The 17887-nt window shown below is 60.6% G+C and carries 20 protein-coding genes; 14 read left to right on the forward strand and 6 right to left on the reverse strand.

Features of this window, described 5'->3' with window-relative positions; translation table 11 throughout:
* The first annotated feature begins 137 nt into the window (after window positions 1-137).
* On the forward strand, window positions 138-476 hold the full coding sequence (locus WNY61_RS15590) for a hypothetical protein (RefSeq protein WP_342852377.1): 339 nt from the start codon (window positions 138-140) through the stop codon (window positions 474-476).
* Window positions 477-503: 27 nt separating this feature from the next.
* On the opposite strand, the gene WNY61_RS15595 is transcribed toward WNY61_RS15590, so the two are convergent.
* Entirely contained in the window at window positions 504-1214 is a 711-nt protein-coding gene (locus WNY61_RS15595; protein ID WP_342852378.1) for an endonuclease/exonuclease/phosphatase family protein, read from the reverse strand.
* On the reverse strand, window positions 1211-2581 hold the full coding sequence (locus tag WNY61_RS15600) for a phospholipase D-like domain-containing protein (RefSeq protein WP_342852379.1): 1371 nt from the start codon (window positions 2579-2581) through the stop codon (window positions 1211-1213). Before WNY61_RS15600 ends, WNY61_RS15595 begins: the two co-directional genes overlap by 4 nt.
* A gap of 240 nt (window positions 2582-2821) precedes the next feature.
* Between WNY61_RS15600 and WNY61_RS15605 the strand changes: the two genes are divergently transcribed.
* From WNY61_RS15605 to WNY61_RS15630, 6 genes are all read left to right on the forward strand, one after another.
* A complete protein-coding gene (locus WNY61_RS15605) occupies window positions 2822-3325 on the forward strand; it encodes a pyridoxamine 5'-phosphate oxidase family protein (RefSeq protein ID WP_342852380.1) in 504 nt (167 codons plus the stop codon).
* Window positions 3326-3849: 524 nt separating this feature from the next.
* Window positions 3850-4455 carry a porin family protein gene (locus WNY61_RS15610; protein WP_342852381.1) on the forward strand — a complete coding sequence of 202 codons (606 nt, stop codon included), beginning with the start codon at window positions 3850-3852 and terminating at the stop codon, window positions 4453-4455.
* 313 nt (window positions 4456-4768) lie between these two features.
* Window positions 4769-6139 carry a cysteine--tRNA ligase gene (gene cysS, locus WNY61_RS15615; RefSeq protein WP_342852382.1) on the forward strand — a complete coding sequence of 457 codons (1371 nt, stop codon included), beginning with the start codon at window positions 4769-4771 and terminating at the stop codon, window positions 6137-6139.
* Window positions 6136-7752, forward strand: coding sequence for a citramalate synthase (gene cimA, locus WNY61_RS15620; protein WP_342852383.1), 1617 nt, complete (start codon window positions 6136-6138; stop codon window positions 7750-7752). The genes cysS and cimA overlap by 4 nt, the downstream gene beginning before the upstream one ends.
* Window positions 7749-8468 carry a class I SAM-dependent methyltransferase gene (locus WNY61_RS15625; protein WP_342852384.1) on the forward strand — a complete coding sequence of 240 codons (720 nt, stop codon included), beginning with the start codon at window positions 7749-7751 and terminating at the stop codon, window positions 8466-8468. Before cimA ends, WNY61_RS15625 begins: the two co-directional genes overlap by 4 nt.
* Window positions 8465-9229, forward strand: a complete 765-nt coding sequence (locus tag WNY61_RS15630; RefSeq protein WP_342852385.1) for a squalene/phytoene synthase family protein — start codon at window positions 8465-8467, stop codon at window positions 9227-9229. Before WNY61_RS15625 ends, WNY61_RS15630 begins: the two co-directional genes overlap by 4 nt.
* A gap of 4 nt (window positions 9230-9233) precedes the next feature.
* Here WNY61_RS15630 and WNY61_RS15635 read toward each other — a convergent pair whose 3' ends face one another.
* Window positions 9234-10445, reverse strand: a complete 1212-nt coding sequence (locus WNY61_RS15635) for an MFS transporter (protein WP_342852386.1) — start codon at window positions 10443-10445, stop codon at window positions 9234-9236.
* Between the two features lie 124 nt (window positions 10446-10569).
* On the opposite strand from WNY61_RS15635, the gene WNY61_RS15640 reads away from it, so the two are divergent.
* The 3 genes from WNY61_RS15640 to WNY61_RS15650 are packed head-to-tail and all read left to right on the forward strand — an operon-like array spanning window position 10570 to window position 12607.
* Window positions 10570-11316 carry a precorrin-6A/cobalt-precorrin-6A reductase gene (locus WNY61_RS15640; protein WP_342852387.1) on the forward strand — a complete coding sequence of 249 codons (747 nt, stop codon included), beginning with the start codon at window positions 10570-10572 and terminating at the stop codon, window positions 11314-11316.
* Entirely contained in the window at window positions 11313-11945 is a 633-nt protein-coding gene (locus tag WNY61_RS15645) for a DNA-3-methyladenine glycosylase 2 family protein (protein WP_342852388.1), read from the forward strand. The genes WNY61_RS15640 and WNY61_RS15645 overlap by 4 nt, the downstream gene beginning before the upstream one ends.
* Window positions 11942-12607 carry an alpha/beta fold hydrolase gene (locus tag WNY61_RS15650; RefSeq protein WP_120350989.1) on the forward strand — a complete coding sequence of 222 codons (666 nt, stop codon included), beginning with the start codon at window positions 11942-11944 and terminating at the stop codon, window positions 12605-12607. Before WNY61_RS15645 ends, WNY61_RS15650 begins: the two co-directional genes overlap by 4 nt.
* Here the strand turns inward: WNY61_RS15650 and WNY61_RS15655 are convergent.
* On the reverse strand, window positions 12604-13047 hold the full coding sequence (locus WNY61_RS15655; RefSeq protein ID WP_342852389.1) for a VOC family protein: 444 nt from the start codon (window positions 13045-13047) through the stop codon (window positions 12604-12606). The genes WNY61_RS15650 and WNY61_RS15655 overlap by 4 nt on opposite strands.
* Before the next feature lie 145 nt (window positions 13048-13192).
* On the opposite strand from WNY61_RS15655, the gene WNY61_RS15660 reads away from it, so the two are divergent.
* A complete protein-coding gene (locus WNY61_RS15660) occupies window positions 13193-13777 on the forward strand; it encodes an HNH endonuclease (protein WP_342852390.1) in 585 nt (194 codons plus the stop codon).
* 3 nt (window positions 13778-13780) lie between these two features.
* Here WNY61_RS15660 and xth read toward each other — a convergent pair whose 3' ends face one another.
* Complete coding sequence (gene xth / locus WNY61_RS15665; protein ID WP_342852391.1) at window positions 13781-14563, reverse strand: exodeoxyribonuclease III; 783 nt, start codon at window positions 14561-14563, stop codon at window positions 13781-13783.
* 348 nt (window positions 14564-14911) lie between these two features.
* Here xth and WNY61_RS15670 point away from each other — a divergent pair, with 348 nt between their 5' ends.
* Window positions 14912-15175 carry a hypothetical protein gene (locus WNY61_RS15670; protein ID WP_342852392.1) on the forward strand — a complete coding sequence of 88 codons (264 nt, stop codon included), beginning with the start codon at window positions 14912-14914 and terminating at the stop codon, window positions 15173-15175.
* 56 nt (window positions 15176-15231) lie between these two features.
* Window positions 15232-16287: a hypothetical protein gene (locus WNY61_RS15675; protein ID WP_342852393.1), complete on the forward strand. Its 1056-nt coding sequence runs from the start codon at window positions 15232-15234 to the stop codon at window positions 16285-16287.
* Between the two features lie 16 nt (window positions 16288-16303).
* Here WNY61_RS15675 and WNY61_RS15680 read toward each other — a convergent pair whose 3' ends face one another.
* Complete coding sequence (locus WNY61_RS15680; protein ID WP_342852394.1) at window positions 16304-16627, reverse strand: iron-sulfur cluster assembly accessory protein; 324 nt, start codon at window positions 16625-16627, stop codon at window positions 16304-16306.
* Between the two features lie 96 nt (window positions 16628-16723).
* Between WNY61_RS15680 and WNY61_RS15685 the strand changes: the two genes are divergently transcribed.
* Window positions 16724-17881 (forward strand): deoxyguanosinetriphosphate triphosphohydrolase, encoded by a 1158-nt coding sequence (locus WNY61_RS15685; protein WP_342852395.1) that lies wholly within the window; start codon window positions 16724-16726, stop codon window positions 17879-17881.
* The last annotated feature ends 6 nt before the right edge of the window (window positions 17882-17887 follow it).

Here is a 17887-nt window from a genome sequence, read left to right on the forward strand (position 1 = left end):
CTTCGAAGACAAAGCTGAGCAGTCGGTTTGCGCGGCGCGATTGAGCGTTCGTCTGGGGAACCAATAGGCGGCGAATACGGGCATTAACCAAAAATAAACCCTTGTCTCCTTATCGTTTTGAAGAAGAGGAGCATTTTATGAAATACACTTTATTGATCGGGCTGCTTCCGCTTTGGTTAGCGGGTTGCATAGAGCCGCCGGCGTCTCCGATGGAGTTCGCCGCGCGAAAGGCGGCTGCGGCGGAACTGACCGCGAAACAATGCGCAGGGCAGGCCGGTGGCTATGATAGTGTTCGCAAACTGAGGCAAGACGCCAACCAGAGTGTAGCTACGGCACGTGGGCTAGGCGCGACTGACGCCACCATCGCCAAAGCCCGCGCGGATGTACGGACCGTATTTGACATGCAAGTCGCCTTCACCGACCAGCAGCAAGCCTGCAACGCAATGGTCGGAGAACTGGCTTGGGCAACCGGTTAAATCCGAATTGCCGGACAGGCGATCATGTTAGTGATGTGCGACGTCAAGCCAGATTGGCAGATGGTCAGACGCACGCCGCGTCTGGGGGGTTTCCACAACGCCGCCCTGTAACACGGTAAGATGCTGATCCAACGCGATCCGGTCCAGATGAGCAACAGGCATCCGCGCATGATAACTTTTTCCGGGCGCGTGAATGGTAAAGCGTTTTGCCAGCCGTCCAAGCCCCACTTTTTGCGACCATTCATTAAGGTCACCTGCAATCAGCGTGGGGCAGGCGGCGCAGGCATCCAGATGGGAGATCATCGCGCTTAGTTGCTCCTTTCGCGACGGTCGCAAAAGGCCAAGATGCGAAGCAATCACACGCAACTGCCGTGCGCCGATATGCAAGTCGGCCACCATCGCTCCGCGCGGTTCCACGCCCGGCAGGGTAAGGTGCTCAACCCGGTCAATTTTGGCCGAAGGGCGGACCAGAACGGCATTGCCATGCCAGCCAATGCTCACGTCACTCGGCGTCGGTACAGCACGCAAACCGGTCTCTTTTTCGATCCGATCAAGCGGCAACGCTGAGGGGCGCGGCGCGCGGCGACGGTCGGCTTCTTGGAGGACCACCACATCGGCGTGCAGGCTGTGGATGATGCGCATAATCCGCTCAGGATCGCGCCGTCGGTCGGTGCCCATGGCCTTGCGGATGTTATAGCTGACAATGCGCAGCGATTGTGGAGCAACGGCAGGGATCATAGCACCGGGGCTCCAAGGCGAAACAGCCCTTCGGCCACTTTGCGGACCATACCGGTGGGCGGCTTTTCCATGGCACAGTGCTCTGACAGATGCTCGAACCAGTCATGTAGCTTTGCCACCGAGCCTGCATCATAAACAAACAACGTCACTTCGAAATTCAGCAACATGCTGCGCACATCGAAATTGGCAGAGCCAACCAGTCCCATATCATCGATTATCCCAGCTTTTGCGTGGATCATGCCTGGCTGATAATACAGCACCTGGCCGCCAGCCTCATGCAGATCGCGTAAATAGGCCCCACGGGCGAAATCGGCAAGACGCTGGTTGGATCGTTCGGGCACCAGAACACGCACATCTACCCCGCGCCGTGCGGCCGTGGTTAATGCAGCCCCGAGCGCTTCAGTCGGCACAAAGTAGGGGGTGACCAACCAGATCCGCGCCTCGGCCAGATGCAGCGCGCGGATCAAACCATCATGCAGCGGGTCTTCGGCGATATCGGGGCCAGAGGGGACCAATTGCACCGTCGCCGTACCGCCCGTGCCAGCCGCAACCGACGGCGCAGGCTCAAGCGTTTCGCCGCTAGCCACCTCCCAATCAGAGCGGAAGACATCCCCAAAGCTTTGCACCGCGCGTCCCTCAAGCAGATAGGCCAGATCGGCCCAGCCATCTTCGCGCGCCACGGGGCCGAGGTAGTGCGCCCCAATATTCATGCCCCCGGAAAAGACACGCGCGTCATCGGCTATGATCATTTTGCGGTGGTTGCGCAGGTTTAAATGGCCCGAGCCCGGCACCTGCAGCAGCGGGGAGTAAAATCGGACCTCGCCCCCCGCGTTCCGCAGACGGCGCAGGGCAGACGCGGGCCCGCGCAGGGTGCCAAGACGGTCCATCAGCAAACGGACCTTCACCCCCGCCTTAGCCCGTTCGGTCAGCGCATCGACAAAAATCCGCCCAGTCTCATCGTTTGCGACGATGTAAAACAGCACATCCAGCCGTTCCTCCGCCCCTTGAATCAGCGCTATGACCGCTTCGTGAGCAGCAGTCGGATCGCCCAAAAGCCGCAGGTCTTGCCCGTGGGCGGCGGCCGGTAAGCCGAAATACTGCATCGTCGCATCGAGTGTATGCACCGGGCGGGGCGGGGGGCCGCCAGTGTCACCCTTGAGAAAATGCACAGGAGAATAGCGTGAGGATTGTTTGCGAAAGCCAAGACCTAGAAACAGTGGCACCGCGACCCACGGAAGGGCGATGATGAACAAAAGCCACGCCGCGGTCGATTGTGGCGTGCGGCGCTGCTGCAAGATCACGATTGCCGCCAATAGCGTCAGCACCACGATAATAACAATTTCTAGATGTGTGGTGATCCAAGACATGAGGTCCGGCCTGCTCCTTATCGCTGCCAAGACAAGCAGATAACCCTTTCGGCCTTAACAGCAAGCCTCGTCGCTCTTCGCCTCCTTCTGAATGTTTAATGTTGCCCTCAGCTGTCGTTTGCACGGCTCTGTTTATGTTTTGCTTTGGGCATGCCCGCAAACCGTGTTGGTCCGCATCGGTACGATAATGACTGCCCCGAGCGAGACCTCTATAGACTCAAATGCTGCGTCGGGCGCGTGATGGACACCGTTGCAGTTTCGCATTTAGATTGTGCCATGGGATACAAATTCGACCCGCACGCTTTGCTATCAGAACCGCTCATGGCGAACCTTTGCACGTCAGGCAACGAGGGGCCACGCAACGCGCCAGTCTGGTTCCTATGGGAAGATGAGGCGATCTGGATGTTGGGGTCGAAGAACGGCAGCTCGGTGAGCCGCCTGAAGGCAGATCCAAGATGCGCAGTGGAAATCGTGCATTTCGACAATGAGGCTGGCATCCTGCTACACCTTGGCCTGCGGGGACGGGCCTCCATTGAGTCGATGAACGCCATGCGGTTCAGGCGGCTCCTTGCAAAGTATCTCGGACCGGACGAGGAGTGCTGGAACCCGTGGTTCATTCAGAACGTGGCAGCGATTGACGACCAAGATGGGCGCATAATCAAGCTCACCCCTGCAACAACCTATACCAACAACGTTTCTTACTTCCGCACGGGTCCAGCCCTGGCGTGGCCGTCGGAGGAGTAGGACCCGACTTTCCAAGTGCGTTTCGATCATACCGGCACGCGAAGCAGCCTCTCGCGACGATTGCGGAAAGTTTTTTCGGTCAGTTTCATCTCGGGAGTGTCAAACTGCCCATAAGGGTTTGCGGACGCCCCTCTTTTTTTTGCCATGCCATGCCGGGCTATCTGCATCGTACCACTTATGGGGAAGTCACTGGCGCAGTGAGCAAAAGGTTCTAACCCCCTTGCGCGGATGGGGACTTGATAGTGGCGCTCAAAAACAACCAAGAACGAAGCCGCGGCAGTTAGAATGTATATTGTATTCTTAACTATCTGATATATATTCTTAATTACTGGATGGTCTCTGGGTCGCAAAGCAATTTACACATAACTTAAGCGGCGGTTGGCCGACCCTTTGTTGCAAATGTGCGACAATCAGCGCATCGCAAATCTGTGAAGTGCTTTTCCTGAAACCGAATACTAGATGAGGCGTTGCTTGAGTGACCCTGCGGCGAGGATCGCAGGTCACCTGTATTTAAGGAGCAGAACATGAAACGCACGACAAAAATCGCCAGCATCGCCTTGATCGCATCCAGCGCATTCGCTGGTGCAGCTGCAGCTGGCTCGTTGGAAAACACCACTGTTGAGGCACCGGTTTTCACACCAGCACCAATGCCGGCACCTGTGGCTGTTGATGGCAACTGGACAGGCTTCTACACCGGTCTTCAAGTAGGCAAGACCGACATCGACAGCGACAGCGGCACGCTTGACGGTGACGACACTTCTTACGGTTTCCACGCCGGTTACGACTATGACTTCGGTAAGTTCGTACTGGGTGGTGAACTCGACTATGACAAAACCGACATCGATCTGGGCGGCGGCGCAGGCGACGTGGATTCCGTAGCCCGTGCGAAAGTGAAAGCCGGTTACGACTTCGGCAACACACTGGTTTACGCAACAGCTGGTGCGGCCCGTGCCGACACAAGTGTTGGTGACGAAACTGGCCCCTTCGCCGGTCTGGGTGTCACATACAAAGTGACCGACCGTTACACTGTCGGTGGCGAAGTTCTGCAGCACAAATTTGATGACGTAGGCGGCACAGGCGACGATCTGGACGCGACCACGATCTCCCTGCGCGGTTCCATGCGCTTCTAAATCGTTTAAGCGAGGTTTCTCGCTTGGATTTGGCCGGCTTCCAAAAGGAGGCCGGCCTTTTTTATGCGCGCATGTCGCATGGCTGATTGTTGCACAAGCGGCTCGCATGCCCGTCGCGTGCTGTTTAAAGCTTATCCAGCAAAGTGCTTGGCGCAGGGCGGCGCGCTTGCTACAAGCCTGTCATGAACACCGCAACGCTTATTATCTGCTGCATTACCCGCTGAGACATTCTCGCGGGCCGCTGTTCACGTCATTCCCATTTTGACAAAACTATGCCAAGCCCGCGTCACACCCGCGCAAGGACGCCTGCCCAATGACCCGTGACCTGACGATCAAGCTGCACAACACCGCCACCCGGAAGAGAGAGGATTTCACGCCGATTGATGCGGACAACGTGCAGATGTATGTCTGTGGCCCCACCGTCTATGACCGGGCGCATCTGGGCAACGCGCGGCCTGTGATCGTGTTTGACGTACTCTATCGTCTATTGCGCCACGTCTATGGCAGCGATCACGTCACCTATGTGCGCAACTTCACGGATGTCGACGACAAGATAAATGCCCGCGCCGCGACAAGCGGGCGCAGCATCGGTGAGATCACCGCCGAGACGACGCAGTGGTATCTTGACGATATGGCCGCAGTCGGTGCGCTGGAGCCTGATCATATGCCCCGCGCCACGCAATACATCCCGCAGATGGTCGCGATGATCCGCGGCTTGATCGATGAGGGTTACGCCTATGAGGCCGAGGGCCATGTGCTGTTCCGGGTGCGCAAATATGCCGAATACGGCGCGCTTTCAGGCCGCTCGGTCGATGATATGATCGCAGGCGCGCGGGTTGAGGTGGCGCCCTACAAAGAAGACCCAATGGATTTCGTGCTGTGGAAACCTTCGGATGAGGGCACGCCGGGCTGGCCATCACCTTGGGGGCAGGGGCGTCCGGGCTGGCACATTGAATGCTCGGCCATGGCGCATGATCTTCTAGGCGCGCGGTTCGACATCCACGGCGGCGGCATCGACCTGCAATTCCCGCACCATGAGAATGAGATCGCCCAGTCGAAATGTGCAGGCCACGGCTTTGCCAACTACTGGCTGCACAACGAGATGTTGCAGGTTGAGGGCAAGAAGATGTCCAAGTCTTTGGGCAATTTCTTTACCGTGCGTGATCTGCTGGACCAAGGCGTGCAGGGCGAGGTGATCCGTTTCGTGATGCTCTCGACCCATTACCGCAAGCCGATGGACTGGACAGAGAAGAAGCGCGAGGAGGCCGAGAAGACCCTGCGCAAATGGTATCTTCAGGCCGCCGAAGCTGAAGCCGCACCGCCAAGCACGGAACTGGTGGCGCTGCTGGCGGATGACCTCAACACTCATGGGGCGCTGACCGAATGCCACCGTCTGTCAAACGCGAACGATACGGCGGGCCTGCGCGGGGCGTTGATGCTTCTGGGATTGATGGGCGACCTGATCCCCGAATGGGCGGCGGTGCAGGCGCTGGACCTCAGCGACATCGAGGCCTTCCTCAGCGATGCGCGTGCCACGGCGATGGAGACGAAGAACTTTGCCGAGGTGGACCGGATCAAATCGGCGCTGACCTCCGCGGGCATCGAAGTGCAGATGAGCAAAGACGGCGTGAAGCTAACCCCACCGCCGGGTTTCGACCGGAGCCAGTTGGAGGGGGTATTGTGACCCGCGAACGCCTCACCCTCTACGACACTACTTTGCGTGATGGGCAGCAGACCCAAGGCGTGCAGTTCTCCACCGATGAAAAGCGCCAGATCGCCGAGGCGCTCGACACGCTCGGGGTAGACTATATCGAAGGCGGCTGGCCCGGTGCCAACCCCACCGACAGCGCCTTTTTCGAGGCCGCTCCGCAGACGAAGGCACGCCTCACTGCCTTTGGCATGACCAAACGTGCTGGCATGTCGGCCGAGAATGACTACGTGCTGGCCGCCGTGCTCAACGCCGGGACGCAATCGGTCTGTATCGTCGGCAAGACCCATGATTTTCATGTCAAAACCGCCCTTGGCATTACGCTGGAGGAAAACACCGACAACATCGTTAAGTCCGTCGCGCATCTCGTCGCACAGGGGCGCGAGGCGTTGTTTGACGCAGAGCACTTCTTTGACGGCTATAAGGCCAACCCGGACTACGCGCTTGAGGCGATCCGCTCGGCCTATGACGCAGGTGCGCGCTGGATCGTTCTCTGCGACACCAATGGCGGCACGCTGCCCGCTGAGATCGGCGAAATCACAAAGGCCGTGATCGCCGCGGGCATCCCGGGCGACCGGCTGGGCATCCACACCCACGACGACACTGAAAACGCCGTGGCCTGCACGCTGGCCGCCGTCGACGCGGGCGCGCGGCAGATCCAAGGCACGCTTAACGGGTTGGGGGAGCGTTGCGGCAATGCCAACCTGACCACCCTGATCCCGATCTTACTGCTGAAAGAACCATACGCCAGCCAGTTCGAGATTGGCGTCACCCGCGCCGCGCTGAAAGGGCTGACGCGGACAAGCCGAATGCTGGATGAGATCCTCAACCGGGTGCCGATGAAACAGGCAGGGTTCGTGGGCTCTTCGGCCTTTGCGCATAAGGCTGGGCTCCATGCCAGCGCCATCGCCAAAGACCCCAGCACCTATGAACATATCGACCCGGCACTGGTCGGCAATACCCGCATCATCCCGATGTCGAACCAAGCCGGACAGTCCAATCTGCGCAAACGTCTCAGCGATGCCGGTCTGGCCGTAGCCAAAGGGGATCCAGCGCTTGGGCAGATCTTGGAGGTCGTGAAGGACCGTGAGGCGCAGGGCTATGCCTATGACACCGCGCAGGCGAGTTTCGAGCTGCTCGCGCGGGAGGTGATGGGCCAGTTGCCGCATCTTTTCGAAGTCGAACGCTACCGCGTCACGGTCGAACGCCGCCGCAACACCAAAGGCTGCATGGTCAGCCTGTCGGAGGCGGTCGTGGTCGTCGAAGTCGATGGCGAAAAGCGTCTGTCGGTCTCGGAATCGCTCGACGCGGATGGCTCGGATCGTGGCCCGGTCAACGCGCTTTCCAAAGCTCTGGTCAAAGACTTGGGCAAATACAGCAGTCTGCTGGATGACATGCGTCTGGTTGACTTCAAAGTGCGCATCACCCAAGGCGGCACCGAAGCCACCACCCGGGTCATCATCGACAGCGAAGACGGGCAGGGGCGGCGCTGGTCCACTGTGGGCGTCAGCGCCAACATACTCGACGCCTCCTTCGAGGCACTGCTAGATGCGATACGATGGAAATTGATCCGGGACCGCGCCCAATGACAGACGACATGACCGCCTTTTTCACCCTGCACCGTGATCTCCCGCGCGAGGGGCCGGGGGAGCCTTTGGACGTGAACTGGGCCGTGGAGCAGGTCGACCTGCCTGCGCGTGCCGAGATCGCCGATGTCGCCTGCGGCCCCGGTAGTGACATCGGCGCACTCCGCGCGGCGATCCCGCAGGGGCATGTTACAGCACTCGATAAAACAGCTCATTTCGTCGATACCGCCCGAGGGCGTTTCGTGGCGGATGGCAATGTCACCCTGCTACGCGCCGATATGGCCGCCATCGCCAATGAATATGATCTGATCTGGTGTGCGGGTGCGGTCTATTTCCTTGGCGTGACGGAAGCGCTGACCAGCTGGCGCAAATCGCTCCGAAAGGGGGGCGTTGTGGCCTTTTCTGAGCCTTGCTGGCTGACGGACACTCCGTCGGATGAGGCCCGCGCGCACTGGGCCGACTATCCCGCAATGAGCAACGCGGACGGCATCGCCGACCGGGTCCGCGCAGCGGGCTATGAGGTGGTTGCAACCCGTGTGCTGTCCGATGAGGCTTGGGAGAATTACTACACCCCGCTGGAGGCGCGCATCGAAAAGCTACGGCCCGGCGCGGAAGAAGAATTGACGAAGATGCTTGATGCCACTGAGGCGGAAATCGCCTGTTGGCGCGCACACCGCGAAGAATTCGGCTACCTGCTGACCGTGGCCCGCCCCGCATGACATTCGACGCCGACCTAAACGCCTGCGCCGCCATGGTAGAGCGCGCCGATCCGTGGCGTTTTCGCGCAGCGATGGCCGCGCCTGTGGAAGCGCGCAAGCTCCTGTTCCCGCTCTATGCGTTTAATGTCGAGGTTGCCCGCGCGCCATGGGTCACCCAAGAGGCGATGATCGCCGAGATGCGCCTGCAATGGTGGCGCGACGCGCTGGAGGAGATCGCCAAGGGCGGTCCTGTCAGACGGCATGAGGTCACCACGCCGCTGGCACGCGCCATCGCGCCCGAGGACGCAGAAATGCTGGATGAACTCGTCGCCGCGCGGCGGTGGGATATCTACAAAGACCCGTTTGAGGATGCAGGCCACTTCGAGAGCTACATCGACCAGACCGCCGGTCATTTAATGTGGGTCGCCGCGCGTCGCCTTGGCGGGACAGATGAGGCGGTGGTGCGCGATGCGGCCTATGCCACCGGGATTGCCGCGTGGCTCTGCGCCATACCGAACTTGGAGGAGGCGGGCCGTGTGCCGCTTCTCGATGGCACAGCTGAGGGGGTGTCGGCCCTCGCGTCGGGCGCGTTGCAGCGTTTGAAATCAGCCCGCGCTGGCCGGGGGAAGATCCCCGCGCAAGCCTGCGCAGCCCTGCTTCCTGCCGCCCATGCCGGTCCGGTATTAAAGGCCGCTGTCACAGACCCGCAAAAGGTCTCCGAAGCCGCGCTGCCTGACCCGCGCCGCCATTTCGCGCTGCGGGCCATGGTCTCGCGCTGGTAGGCGCTTAGCCCAGCTGCGTCTCTCTGCGGCTGCGCAGCACCAGCCAGATCAGCGACCCACCGGCCAGCACCAAGAACGGCACCATGGCAAAGTTCACCGCCGCCCAGCCTTCTTGGGCCGTGCCGCCCGAGCAGTTCATCAAACCGCCCGATGCCAGCGAGGCGACGGTTACACCACCAAAGACCAACAGATCATTCAAACCCTGCATCCGCCCGCGCTCATGCGGCTCATGCGCGCCCGCAAGCATCGTGGTCGCACCGATAAAGCCAAAGTTCCAGCCCAGCCCCAAGAGGATCAGCGCAATGTAAAAGTTGCCCAGCTCCACCCCTTGCAGCGCCACCAGACCAGCAGCGCCAAGGATCGCAATGCCAAGGCCCATGATCCGCTCTACCCCAAACCGGTTGATCAGATGCCCGGTAAAAAACGACGGCGCGAACATCGCCAACACATGGCCGGTGACCACATAGCCCGCGTTGTCTTGGCTATAACCGCAGCCAACGACGGCCAGCGGGGTCGAGGTCATCACAAGGTTCATCAGCGCGTAAGACACCATGGCGCAGATCACCGCGACAGCGATGCGCGGCGTGCTCAGCAATTCCCACCGGCTGCGGCCCTTGGGCGCGTCATGCGCCGGGATCGGCGGTTTGGGGATGTCTATGAATAGAAACAGCAACGCGCCGATCACATTCACCGCCACCACGGCCAGATAGGTGCCAAGGAAGGGCACCACGAGGCTGCCCGATGTTGCCGTGGCAAGCTGCGGCCCGATGATGGCCGAGACGAGCCCGCCCGCCATGACATAGGAAATCGCCTTGGGCCGGAAATCATCCGACGCGGTATCGGCGGCGGCGAAGCGGTAAAACCCCTGCGCCGACATGTAGATACCGGTGAGTAGGGAGCCGACCAGAAAGACTGGGAAAGACGCCAGATAAAGCCCATAGGCCGCGACCGCGCCGCCCAGAGCGCCGCCCGCTGTGCCCAGAAAGAACCCCGCCTTCCGGCCATATCGTTGCATGATGGCCGAAACCGGCGTGGCCGAGAGCATGGAGCCCAGCACGATCATCGAGATAGGCAGCGTGGCCAGACAGACATTGGTCGCCAGCGACTGACCGGCAAGGCCACCCACGAGGAAAATCATCGGCATCTGCGCACCAAGAAAGGCCTGTGCCGCCACCAGCACCGCTACGTTGCGCCGGGCGCGTCTGTCGTCGATCATGTCTGAATTCCTCACTTCCCGCCAAGGGGTAGCCCTGCCGATGGGTAAGGGCAAGCCCAGGCCCGTTTTTTGCGCCCCCCGATCCCGCTTGCGCCTGACGCCAAGCTCGCCGATGATCGCGCCGATGACCGCCCCTGACCGCCCTTCGCTGAACCTTCTTCTGCTCGCTGGCACTGCCGAGGCGCGGCAGCTTGGCGTCACCTTGGCTGAGGCCGGTCACCGGGTCACCGCATGGCTGACGGAACCGCCGCGCGGCAGCAATCCGATGCCAATGGCGTTTGAGATGCGCGACCCTGAAGACACCACCGCTCTGCGGCGCGACATGGCGGGTTTTGACGCGGTGCTTGACCTCAGCCATGGGTTCGACGCGGTCTTGAGCCACGCAGGCTTTACCGCCGCCACGGCTTTGGGCAAGCCCTTTGTCAGCTTCGCGCGCCCCGGCTGGGCTTTGGATGATCCGCTGTTGCAATCGGCGAGCGATGTGTCCGCAGCCGCCCGTGCCGTGCCGCTCGGAGCCCGCGTCTTTGCCGCGACCGGTTGGGCCAGCCTGCCGCAGTTTCTGCCCTTTAAGGGCGCGCGCCTCATGCTCCGCCAAACAAGCCGCCATGACCGGCCTTCGCCCTATGCATTCGTCGATCTGATCTTCGGCGATCCGCCCTTTACCGCAGCGGCTGAGACCGCGCTGTTTCGTGACCTTGGCGTCGACCTGCTGATCTGCCGCAACCTTGGAGGAGAAGCCAGCCGCCCGAAGGTCGACGCCGCACGCGCACTTGGCCTGCCGGTGATCCTCATCGAAAGGCCGCGCCTGCCAGAGGGGGCGCACTGCCTGACCGACCTTGACGCGATGATGGACTGGGTGGCGCATCTGTGAGCCTCTCCGCTCCGATCACCTGTGGCGCCGATGTGGCCGAGGGGGCCGCGTGGCTGGCCGAGGCCGAGCCGCGTTTTGCTATGGCGCTCACCCGAACCGGGCCATTGCCACTGCGTCTGCGCCCGCCGGGATTTGCCGGGCTACTCGACATCATCGTTGGGCAGCAGGTCAGCGTAGCCTCCGCCCGGGCCATTTATGCGCGGCTGGTTGAGGCGGGGCTGCATCAGCCGGAGAATGTTCTGCGCGTCGGCGACAGCGGGCTGCGCGCCGCGGGGCTGAGCCGTCCCAAGGTGCGCTATGTCTTGGCCTTGGCCGAACGGGAGTTCGATTTTAACGCGCTGCATAGCCTGCCCGATGACGACGCCATCGCCAGGCTTGTCGACATGCCGGGGATCGGGCCGTGGACCGCGCAGGTCTATGTGATGTTCTGCCTTGGGCGGCGCGATGTGTTTCCCAGCGGCGATCTCGCGCTTCAAGAAGCCGCGCGGGGGCTGTTTGATCTGCCCGCCCGCCCAACGCCGAAAGACCTCTCCGCCATGGCCGCCGCATGGTCACCTTGGCGGTCGGTTGCGGCGCGACTGCTCTTTGCCTACTACCGGGTGTTGAAACAAAAGGAAGGATTATCATGACACGGGTTTTGAACGCCGAGCGCCGCGAGCCGGTCTCTGGCACCACACGGTCGGTTGTGGTGTTCCTGCATGGCTACGGCGCCAATGGCGCTGACCTGCTGGGCCTCGCCGATCCGCTGAGCGAGCATTTGCCAGACACGCTGTTTGTCGCCCCCGACGCGCCCGAGGCTTGCGCAGGTGCGCCGATGGGGTTCCAGTGGTTCCCGATCCCATGGATCGACGGATCGTCCGAAGAGGAATCAATGCGCGGCATGATGAGCGCGGTTGAAGACCTCGACGCCTTTCTCGACGCGCTGATGGTGGACGAAGACGTGCTGCCCGAACAGGTCGTGCTCTTTGGCTTTTCCCAAGGCACGATGATGTCACTGCATGTCGCCCCCCGGCGCGAGGATGCGGTGGCGGGTATCGTTGCCTTCTCGGGCCGTTTGCTCAACCCCGAGGCGCTGGCCGAAGAGGCGCGGGTGAAGCCGCCGGTGCTGCTGGTGCATGGGGACGCCGATGATGTGGTGGCGCCGCAGTCCCTGCCGCAGGCCGCCGAAGCGCTTCAAGAAGCCGGGTGGCAGGATGTTTATGCCCATGTCATGAAAGGCACCGGCCATGGCATCGCGCCGGATGGCTTGAGTGTCGCACTCGCCTTCATGCGGGACAAACTGGGGCTTTAACCCTTCATCTCATCCCAGAGCCACGGTTCGGCGAACTCAACCGAATTGTCAGCGGGGTCGCGCACATAGAGCGAGCGCGCCCCGTTGGGCCAGTCAAAGCTGGTGTCGATCTCGACCCCGGCGGCGCGCAGACGCGTTTCCATCGCGGCGATCTCTGCCCGGTTCATTGCAAAGCACACATGCCCCGGACCCCGCGCCCCATGGGGCGGAACCGGCATCTTCGGATTGCCGGGAGGCTGGGCCGTGGCGGTGGGGTTGAAGACCAACAGGACCGAGGGGCCGAGCGCAAAGAACATATGCCGCCCCGGCACTTCCTGAAAAAGCTGCAAACCCAAGATGTCGCGGTAAAACTCCCGCGCCGCATCCAGATCATCGACATATACGGCGGCTTCGAGCAGGGCGCGCGGAGCGGAGGCATCGGGCAGGGGGCTTTTGATCATGCCACAAGGTTAACAAACTGTGCCCATCTGTCACGCCTCTGTCGTAATCTTTGGGCAAAATCGGCGACATCTAGTGGTTCACCTTTGTCTTGCCAGAGAGAAACCGCGAGATATAGTGAAAGAAACGGGCAGAGGACGCGACCAGATGGACGGCGATTTCAGGGCCGAATTCACCCGCCACCCGGCGGCACTCAAACATCACCCCGCGCTGGTGCTCAACGCGGATTATAGACCTTTATCCTATTACCCGCTGTCGCTTTGGCCTTGGCAGGAAGCGGTAAAGGCCAAATGGCTCGACCGGGTCGAGATCGTCGCCGAATATGACGAGGTGGTGCGCAGCCCCTCTACGGTGATTAGGATACCTTCGGTTGTCGTTCTCAAAGACTATGTCAAACCTCAAAAGCGCGTGGCCTTCACGCGCTTTAATTTATTTCTGAGGGATGAATTCCGCTGCCAATACTGCGGTGCGAAAGGCGATCTGACCTTCGACCATGTGGTGCCGCGCGCCGCCGGGGGGGTGACGAGTTGGCAAAACGTGGTGGCGGCCTGTAGCCCTTGCAACCTGCGCAAAGGGTCGCGGCCCTTGCACCGTACCGGGCTTTGCTTGTGCAAACCGCCGCGCCAGCCCGCCGCCGAGGAACTGCGCAACATGGGACGTAAATTCCCGCCTGGGCATTTGCACGAAAGCTGGATGGATTTTCTCTATTGGGATGCCGAGCTTCAGGCCTGAGCCTTAGATATCCAGTTCGACCCAGATCGGCACATGATCCGACGGCTTGTCACGTCCGCGCACGTCGCGGTCGATCTGGCAATCGCGCAGCCGGTCCGCCACGGTCGGTGACAGCAGAAAATGATCGATGCGAATGCCGTTGTTTCGGTTCCACGCGCCTGCCTGATAATCCCAGAATGAGTAATGCCCCGGCCCTTGGGTCCGCGCGCGGAAAGCATCCGTTAGCCCGAGGTTCACCAGCTGCCGCCAAGCCGCGCGGGATTCAGGGCGAAACAGTGCGTCTTCGCGCCAGCTATCGGGTTTGGCGGCGTCCTCGGCCTGCGGGATGATGTTGTAGTCGCCTGCCATGAGAAATGGTGTTTCTTCGGCCAAGAGCGCCTCGGCGCGGGCTTGAAGACGTGCCATCCAAGCCAGTTTGTAATCATATTTCGGGCCGGGCACCGGGTTGCCATTGGGCAGGTACAACCCACAGACACGCAGCGCCATATCGTCACCGACCACGGTTGCCTCGATCCAACGCGCCTGATCGTCCTCATCGTCACCGGGCAGACCACGGGTTACGTCTTCCAACGGCAGTTTCGACAAGATCGCCACGCCGTTAAACGATTTCTGGCCGTGAGTTTCGACATTATAGCCGCGCTCTTCGAGCATCTCGCGGGGGAAAGCTTCGTCAACTGACTTGATCTCTTGCAGCACCACAACGTCCGGCTGTGCCTCATCCAACCACTCTGGAAGCGCCGCCGCTCGGGCCTTGATACCGTTGATGTTGAAACTTGCGATCTTCATGCCGGGCCCCCTTAAGACGTTGACCTGCTATCGCCCAATCGGCGCTCCGGGGCAAGGGGAAGGCGTACGCGCTTAGGGTGATTCTATCACCATACACTCCCCTATATCGGGAACTTGCACCTGCAGGTCACTGACTTTGTCATGAAGCGGCCCTGTGGAAGAAACAAAATTTACGACGCAGGTCGTGGCAAAAAACGATCAATGAGGCAGAACTGTGGCGTGCCCTTAATGTGGATAAGTATTGCAGTACAATAAGTTACCTGAAAATCGCTTGGCGAAACACTTTTAAGATGCATCAGTAGAGGAACTACACCTACAGATTGTAAACCCACTAAAAAGGACGCCGACATGACCGCGATTTTTAATGCAGCCGCCGCCCCCGTAACAGCGCAGGAGACCGACAACAACCTGATGAGCCTCGGTACGGGAGTTGGTCTTTTTACCACTGGCCTCAATCGTATTGGCAGCGACATGGTGATGGGCGAGGGGACTGAAATGTTCACCACCGGACTACAGCAAGATACTGGCTGCATCGCGCAGGGCGGAGGGGTTGGCCTCTTCACGACTGGGCTTGCTTCAGCCGAGGCGCAAGTGCTGACCTTTGGTGCCTGAAACCTGATCAAGCGGGCGGTTCGGCCGCCCGCTGTTCTTAACCCGGAGGCGGACTTATGACCAACATCGTTTTGCTCAGACCTGACACCAGCGACGCGCCAACGCGCACAGCGAGATTGATCCGCGCCTTTGCAAGCGAGCGCCGCGCGCAGGGCGATGTCTTTTGGCTAAAAGAGAACGCAGAATTGCTGGGGGTTCTGGCAAGCACGGGCTGCGTGTTGAACCCCGACGCGCTGGAGCCGCTCTGCGAATTCCATGCAAATTGCCGTGAAATGCTGCGTGATTTCCCACAGTATTACCGTTTTTTTCTGTCGATCTGCCTCGACCTTGAAGACCTTGGTTTGCCAATGACACAAGGTATCGCGCTATGCGAAGATGTTGCCCGCGCAGGCCTAAAGGATGCGGAACTGTCTGATCTGCAGCGCGCCGAAGCGCGGCGCCTGCTGCGCCGGCGGGGGGTCGGGCAAGAGGTCAGTGACGGCGCGCTCGGGGCGCGGCTGCGCGATTTCATTGCGCGCAGCGCCACATTTGCCGTGCCCAACCGCAAGGCCGCGTATGAGCTGACCCATATTGTCTATTACCTATCCGACTATGGTCGTTGCGACCCGGAACTGCCCTCAGAAGCGCAGCTAAGTCTACAATTCACCGGGCTGCTTGCTTTCCTAGACCAAGATATGGATCTTCTCGCCGAAGTTTGCGCCGCGTTGCGGTTCGCCGGGGCGTACCCCAATCCGCTATGGGAAAAGTCCGTCACTGCGTGCAATCGCGCCCACCTAATCCAAGCTGATCTGAACGCCCCACTGCAAGATGACGCGCATGAATGGCTGGTCACCGGTTGGGCTGCGCATATCGCAGGCGGCCCGCTGCACGCGCAGCATATCCCCGAAGGAGGGTTGCGGTTTTATTCCGTTCCCAAGGTGCAAGGCGCGCTGCGTCCTTTGGCGGAATGTCTAAGCGATATGGGGGCCCAACGAAGTGCCGACTGGGGGCATATGCGACCGCATGTTCTGTCTTATCTCGGGCCAGACAGCCACGCGATCCTGCTAGAGACCGAACGTTCAAGCCCATATTTTGAGCAGTTCTTTGAAGGGTTTGCCCGGGCGCGCGGATAGACGTGCCCGGAAAGGCTTACATCGAAAATGACGTGCCGCAGCCGCAGGCCGCCGTAGCGTTGGGGTTTTCAATCGTGAACCGCGCGCCGATCAGCTCTTCGGTGAAATCGATCACTGCATCCGCCAGAAACGGCAGCGACACACTATCAACCACCACTTTTTGACCGCTGCCTTCCAGCACGAGGTCATCATCGGCAGGCGCGTCCAATGCGATTTCATACTGAAATCCCGAGCAGCCGCCGCCTTCGACAGCGATGCGCAGGGCTTTGCCTTCCTCGGCGGCCCCGATCTCGGCGAGGCGTTCAAAGGCGCGGGAGGTGACTTTGGGGGGCAGGTTCATCTGCAGGCTCCGATGCATCGGTTTTCTTTCGCGTTCCTCTAACATATAGAAACCACAAGGACAGGTCACAAGGACCGCGAGAGAGGACCAGCCGCAATGCGCGCAGAATTCGCCTCGGATCCGGACACCGCCAAGGGACGGTTGGTGCCGGAGGAGGAAAGCACGTTTCGCTCCTGCTATCAGCGGGACCGAGACCGGATCATCCACGCCTCCGCCTTCCGGCGGCTCAAACACAAGACTCAGGTCTTTGTGGAGCATGAGGGCGATTATTTCCGCACCCGTCTGACCCACTCGATCGAGGTGGCCCAGGTGGCGCGCACCATCGCGGGCGCGCTGCGCTTGAATGGTGAGCTGACCGAGGCAGTGGCGCTGGCCCATGATCTGGGCCACACGCCCTTTGGCCACACCGGCGAGGACGCGCTGCATAAGCTGATGGCGCCCTACGGCGGGTTTGACCACAACGCGCAGGCGATCAAGATCGTCACCACGCTAGAGCGGCACTATGCCGAATTCGACGGGCTGAACCTGACGTGGGACACGCTCGAAGGAATTGCCAAACACAATGGGCCCGTCACCGGAGAGGTGCCCCATGCGCTGGCAGACTACAACGCACGGCATGATTTGGAACTGCACACCCACGCCAGCGCCGAGGCGCAGGTGGCGGCACTTTCCGATGACATTGCCTATAACAACCACGACCTACACGATGGTCTGCGGGCGGGGCTATTCACCGAAGACGAGATTGCAGAGCTCCCCATGGTGGGCGCGGCCTATGCGGAAGTCGACAGGCTTTACCCCGACACAGACAGCTACCGCCGCCGCCATGAGGCGCTGCGTCGGGTCTTTGGCGTGATGGTCGGTGATGTGATCGAAACCTCGGCCAAGCTGCTCAAAGAATCGGGCGCGACATCCGCCGATGACATCCGTCATCTGGGCCGCCCGGTGATCCGTTTCTCCAATCCCGTTTGGCAGGATCTGCGCGAAATCCGAAAGTTTCTTTTTACGCGGATGTATCGCGCGCCGTCGGTGATGGAGAACCGCGAGAAGGTGACCAAAGTGGTCGAAGACCTGTTCCCGTTGTTTTTGTCTCAGCCAAACCTTTTACCCCGCCATTGGGCAACGGCAATTGAGGCCGCAGAGGATGAAACCACGCTGGCGCGGATGGTCTCGGACTACATCGCAGGCATGACGGACCGTTTTGCGTTGCAAGAACACGCGCGTCTCTTTGGCAGTGACTTGCGCAGCTTCCGCTAATCTTTG

Source organism: Sulfitobacter sp. AS92 (genome assembly GCF_038900015.1).
GTDB lineage: Bacteria > Pseudomonadota > Alphaproteobacteria > Rhodobacterales > Rhodobacteraceae > Sulfitobacter.

Coding starts and splice junctions, on each gene's coding strand:
- xth (WP_342852391.1), bottom strand. CDS start 14,563: ATGAAGATCGCAAGTTTCAACATCAACGGTATCAAGGCCCGAGCGGCG.
- WNY61_RS15605 (WP_342852380.1), top strand. CDS start 2,822: ATGGACACCGTTGCAGTTTCGCATTTAGATTGTGCCATGGGATACAAA.
- WNY61_RS15600 (WP_342852379.1), bottom strand. CDS start 2,581: ATGTCTTGGATCACCACACATCTAGAAATTGTTATTATCGTGGTGCTG.
- cysS (WP_342852382.1), top strand. CDS start 4,769: ATGACCCGTGACCTGACGATCAAGCTGCACAACACCGCCACCCGGAAG.
- WNY61_RS15630 (WP_342852385.1), top strand. CDS start 8,465: ATGACATTCGACGCCGACCTAAACGCCTGCGCCGCCATGGTAGAGCGC.
- WNY61_RS15675 (WP_342852393.1), top strand. CDS start 15,232: ATGACCAACATCGTTTTGCTCAGACCTGACACCAGCGACGCGCCAACG.
- WNY61_RS15610 (WP_342852381.1), top strand. CDS start 3,850: ATGAAACGCACGACAAAAATCGCCAGCATCGCCTTGATCGCATCCAGC.
- WNY61_RS15680 (WP_342852394.1), bottom strand. CDS start 16,627: ATGAACCTGCCCCCCAAAGTCACCTCCCGCGCCTTTGAACGCCTCGCC.
- WNY61_RS15670 (WP_342852392.1), top strand. CDS start 14,912: ATGACCGCGATTTTTAATGCAGCCGCCGCCCCCGTAACAGCGCAGGAG.
- WNY61_RS15655 (WP_342852389.1), bottom strand. CDS start 13,047: ATGATCAAAAGCCCCCTGCCCGATGCCTCCGCTCCGCGCGCCCTGCTC.
- WNY61_RS15640 (WP_342852387.1), top strand. CDS start 10,570: ATGACCGCCCCTGACCGCCCTTCGCTGAACCTTCTTCTGCTCGCTGGC.
- WNY61_RS15595 (WP_342852378.1), bottom strand. CDS start 1,214: ATGATCCCTGCCGTTGCTCCACAATCGCTGCGCATTGTCAGCTATAAC.
- WNY61_RS15650 (WP_120350989.1), top strand. CDS start 11,942: ATGACACGGGTTTTGAACGCCGAGCGCCGCGAGCCGGTCTCTGGCACC.
- WNY61_RS15685 (WP_342852395.1), top strand. CDS start 16,724: ATGCGCGCAGAATTCGCCTCGGATCCGGACACCGCCAAGGGACGGTTG.
- WNY61_RS15625 (WP_342852384.1), top strand. CDS start 7,749: ATGACAGACGACATGACCGCCTTTTTCACCCTGCACCGTGATCTCCCG.
- WNY61_RS15635 (WP_342852386.1), bottom strand. CDS start 10,445: ATGATCGACGACAGACGCGCCCGGCGCAACGTAGCGGTGCTGGTGGCG.
- WNY61_RS15590 (WP_342852377.1), top strand. CDS start 138: ATGAAATACACTTTATTGATCGGGCTGCTTCCGCTTTGGTTAGCGGGT.
- WNY61_RS15660 (WP_342852390.1), top strand. CDS start 13,193: ATGGACGGCGATTTCAGGGCCGAATTCACCCGCCACCCGGCGGCACTC.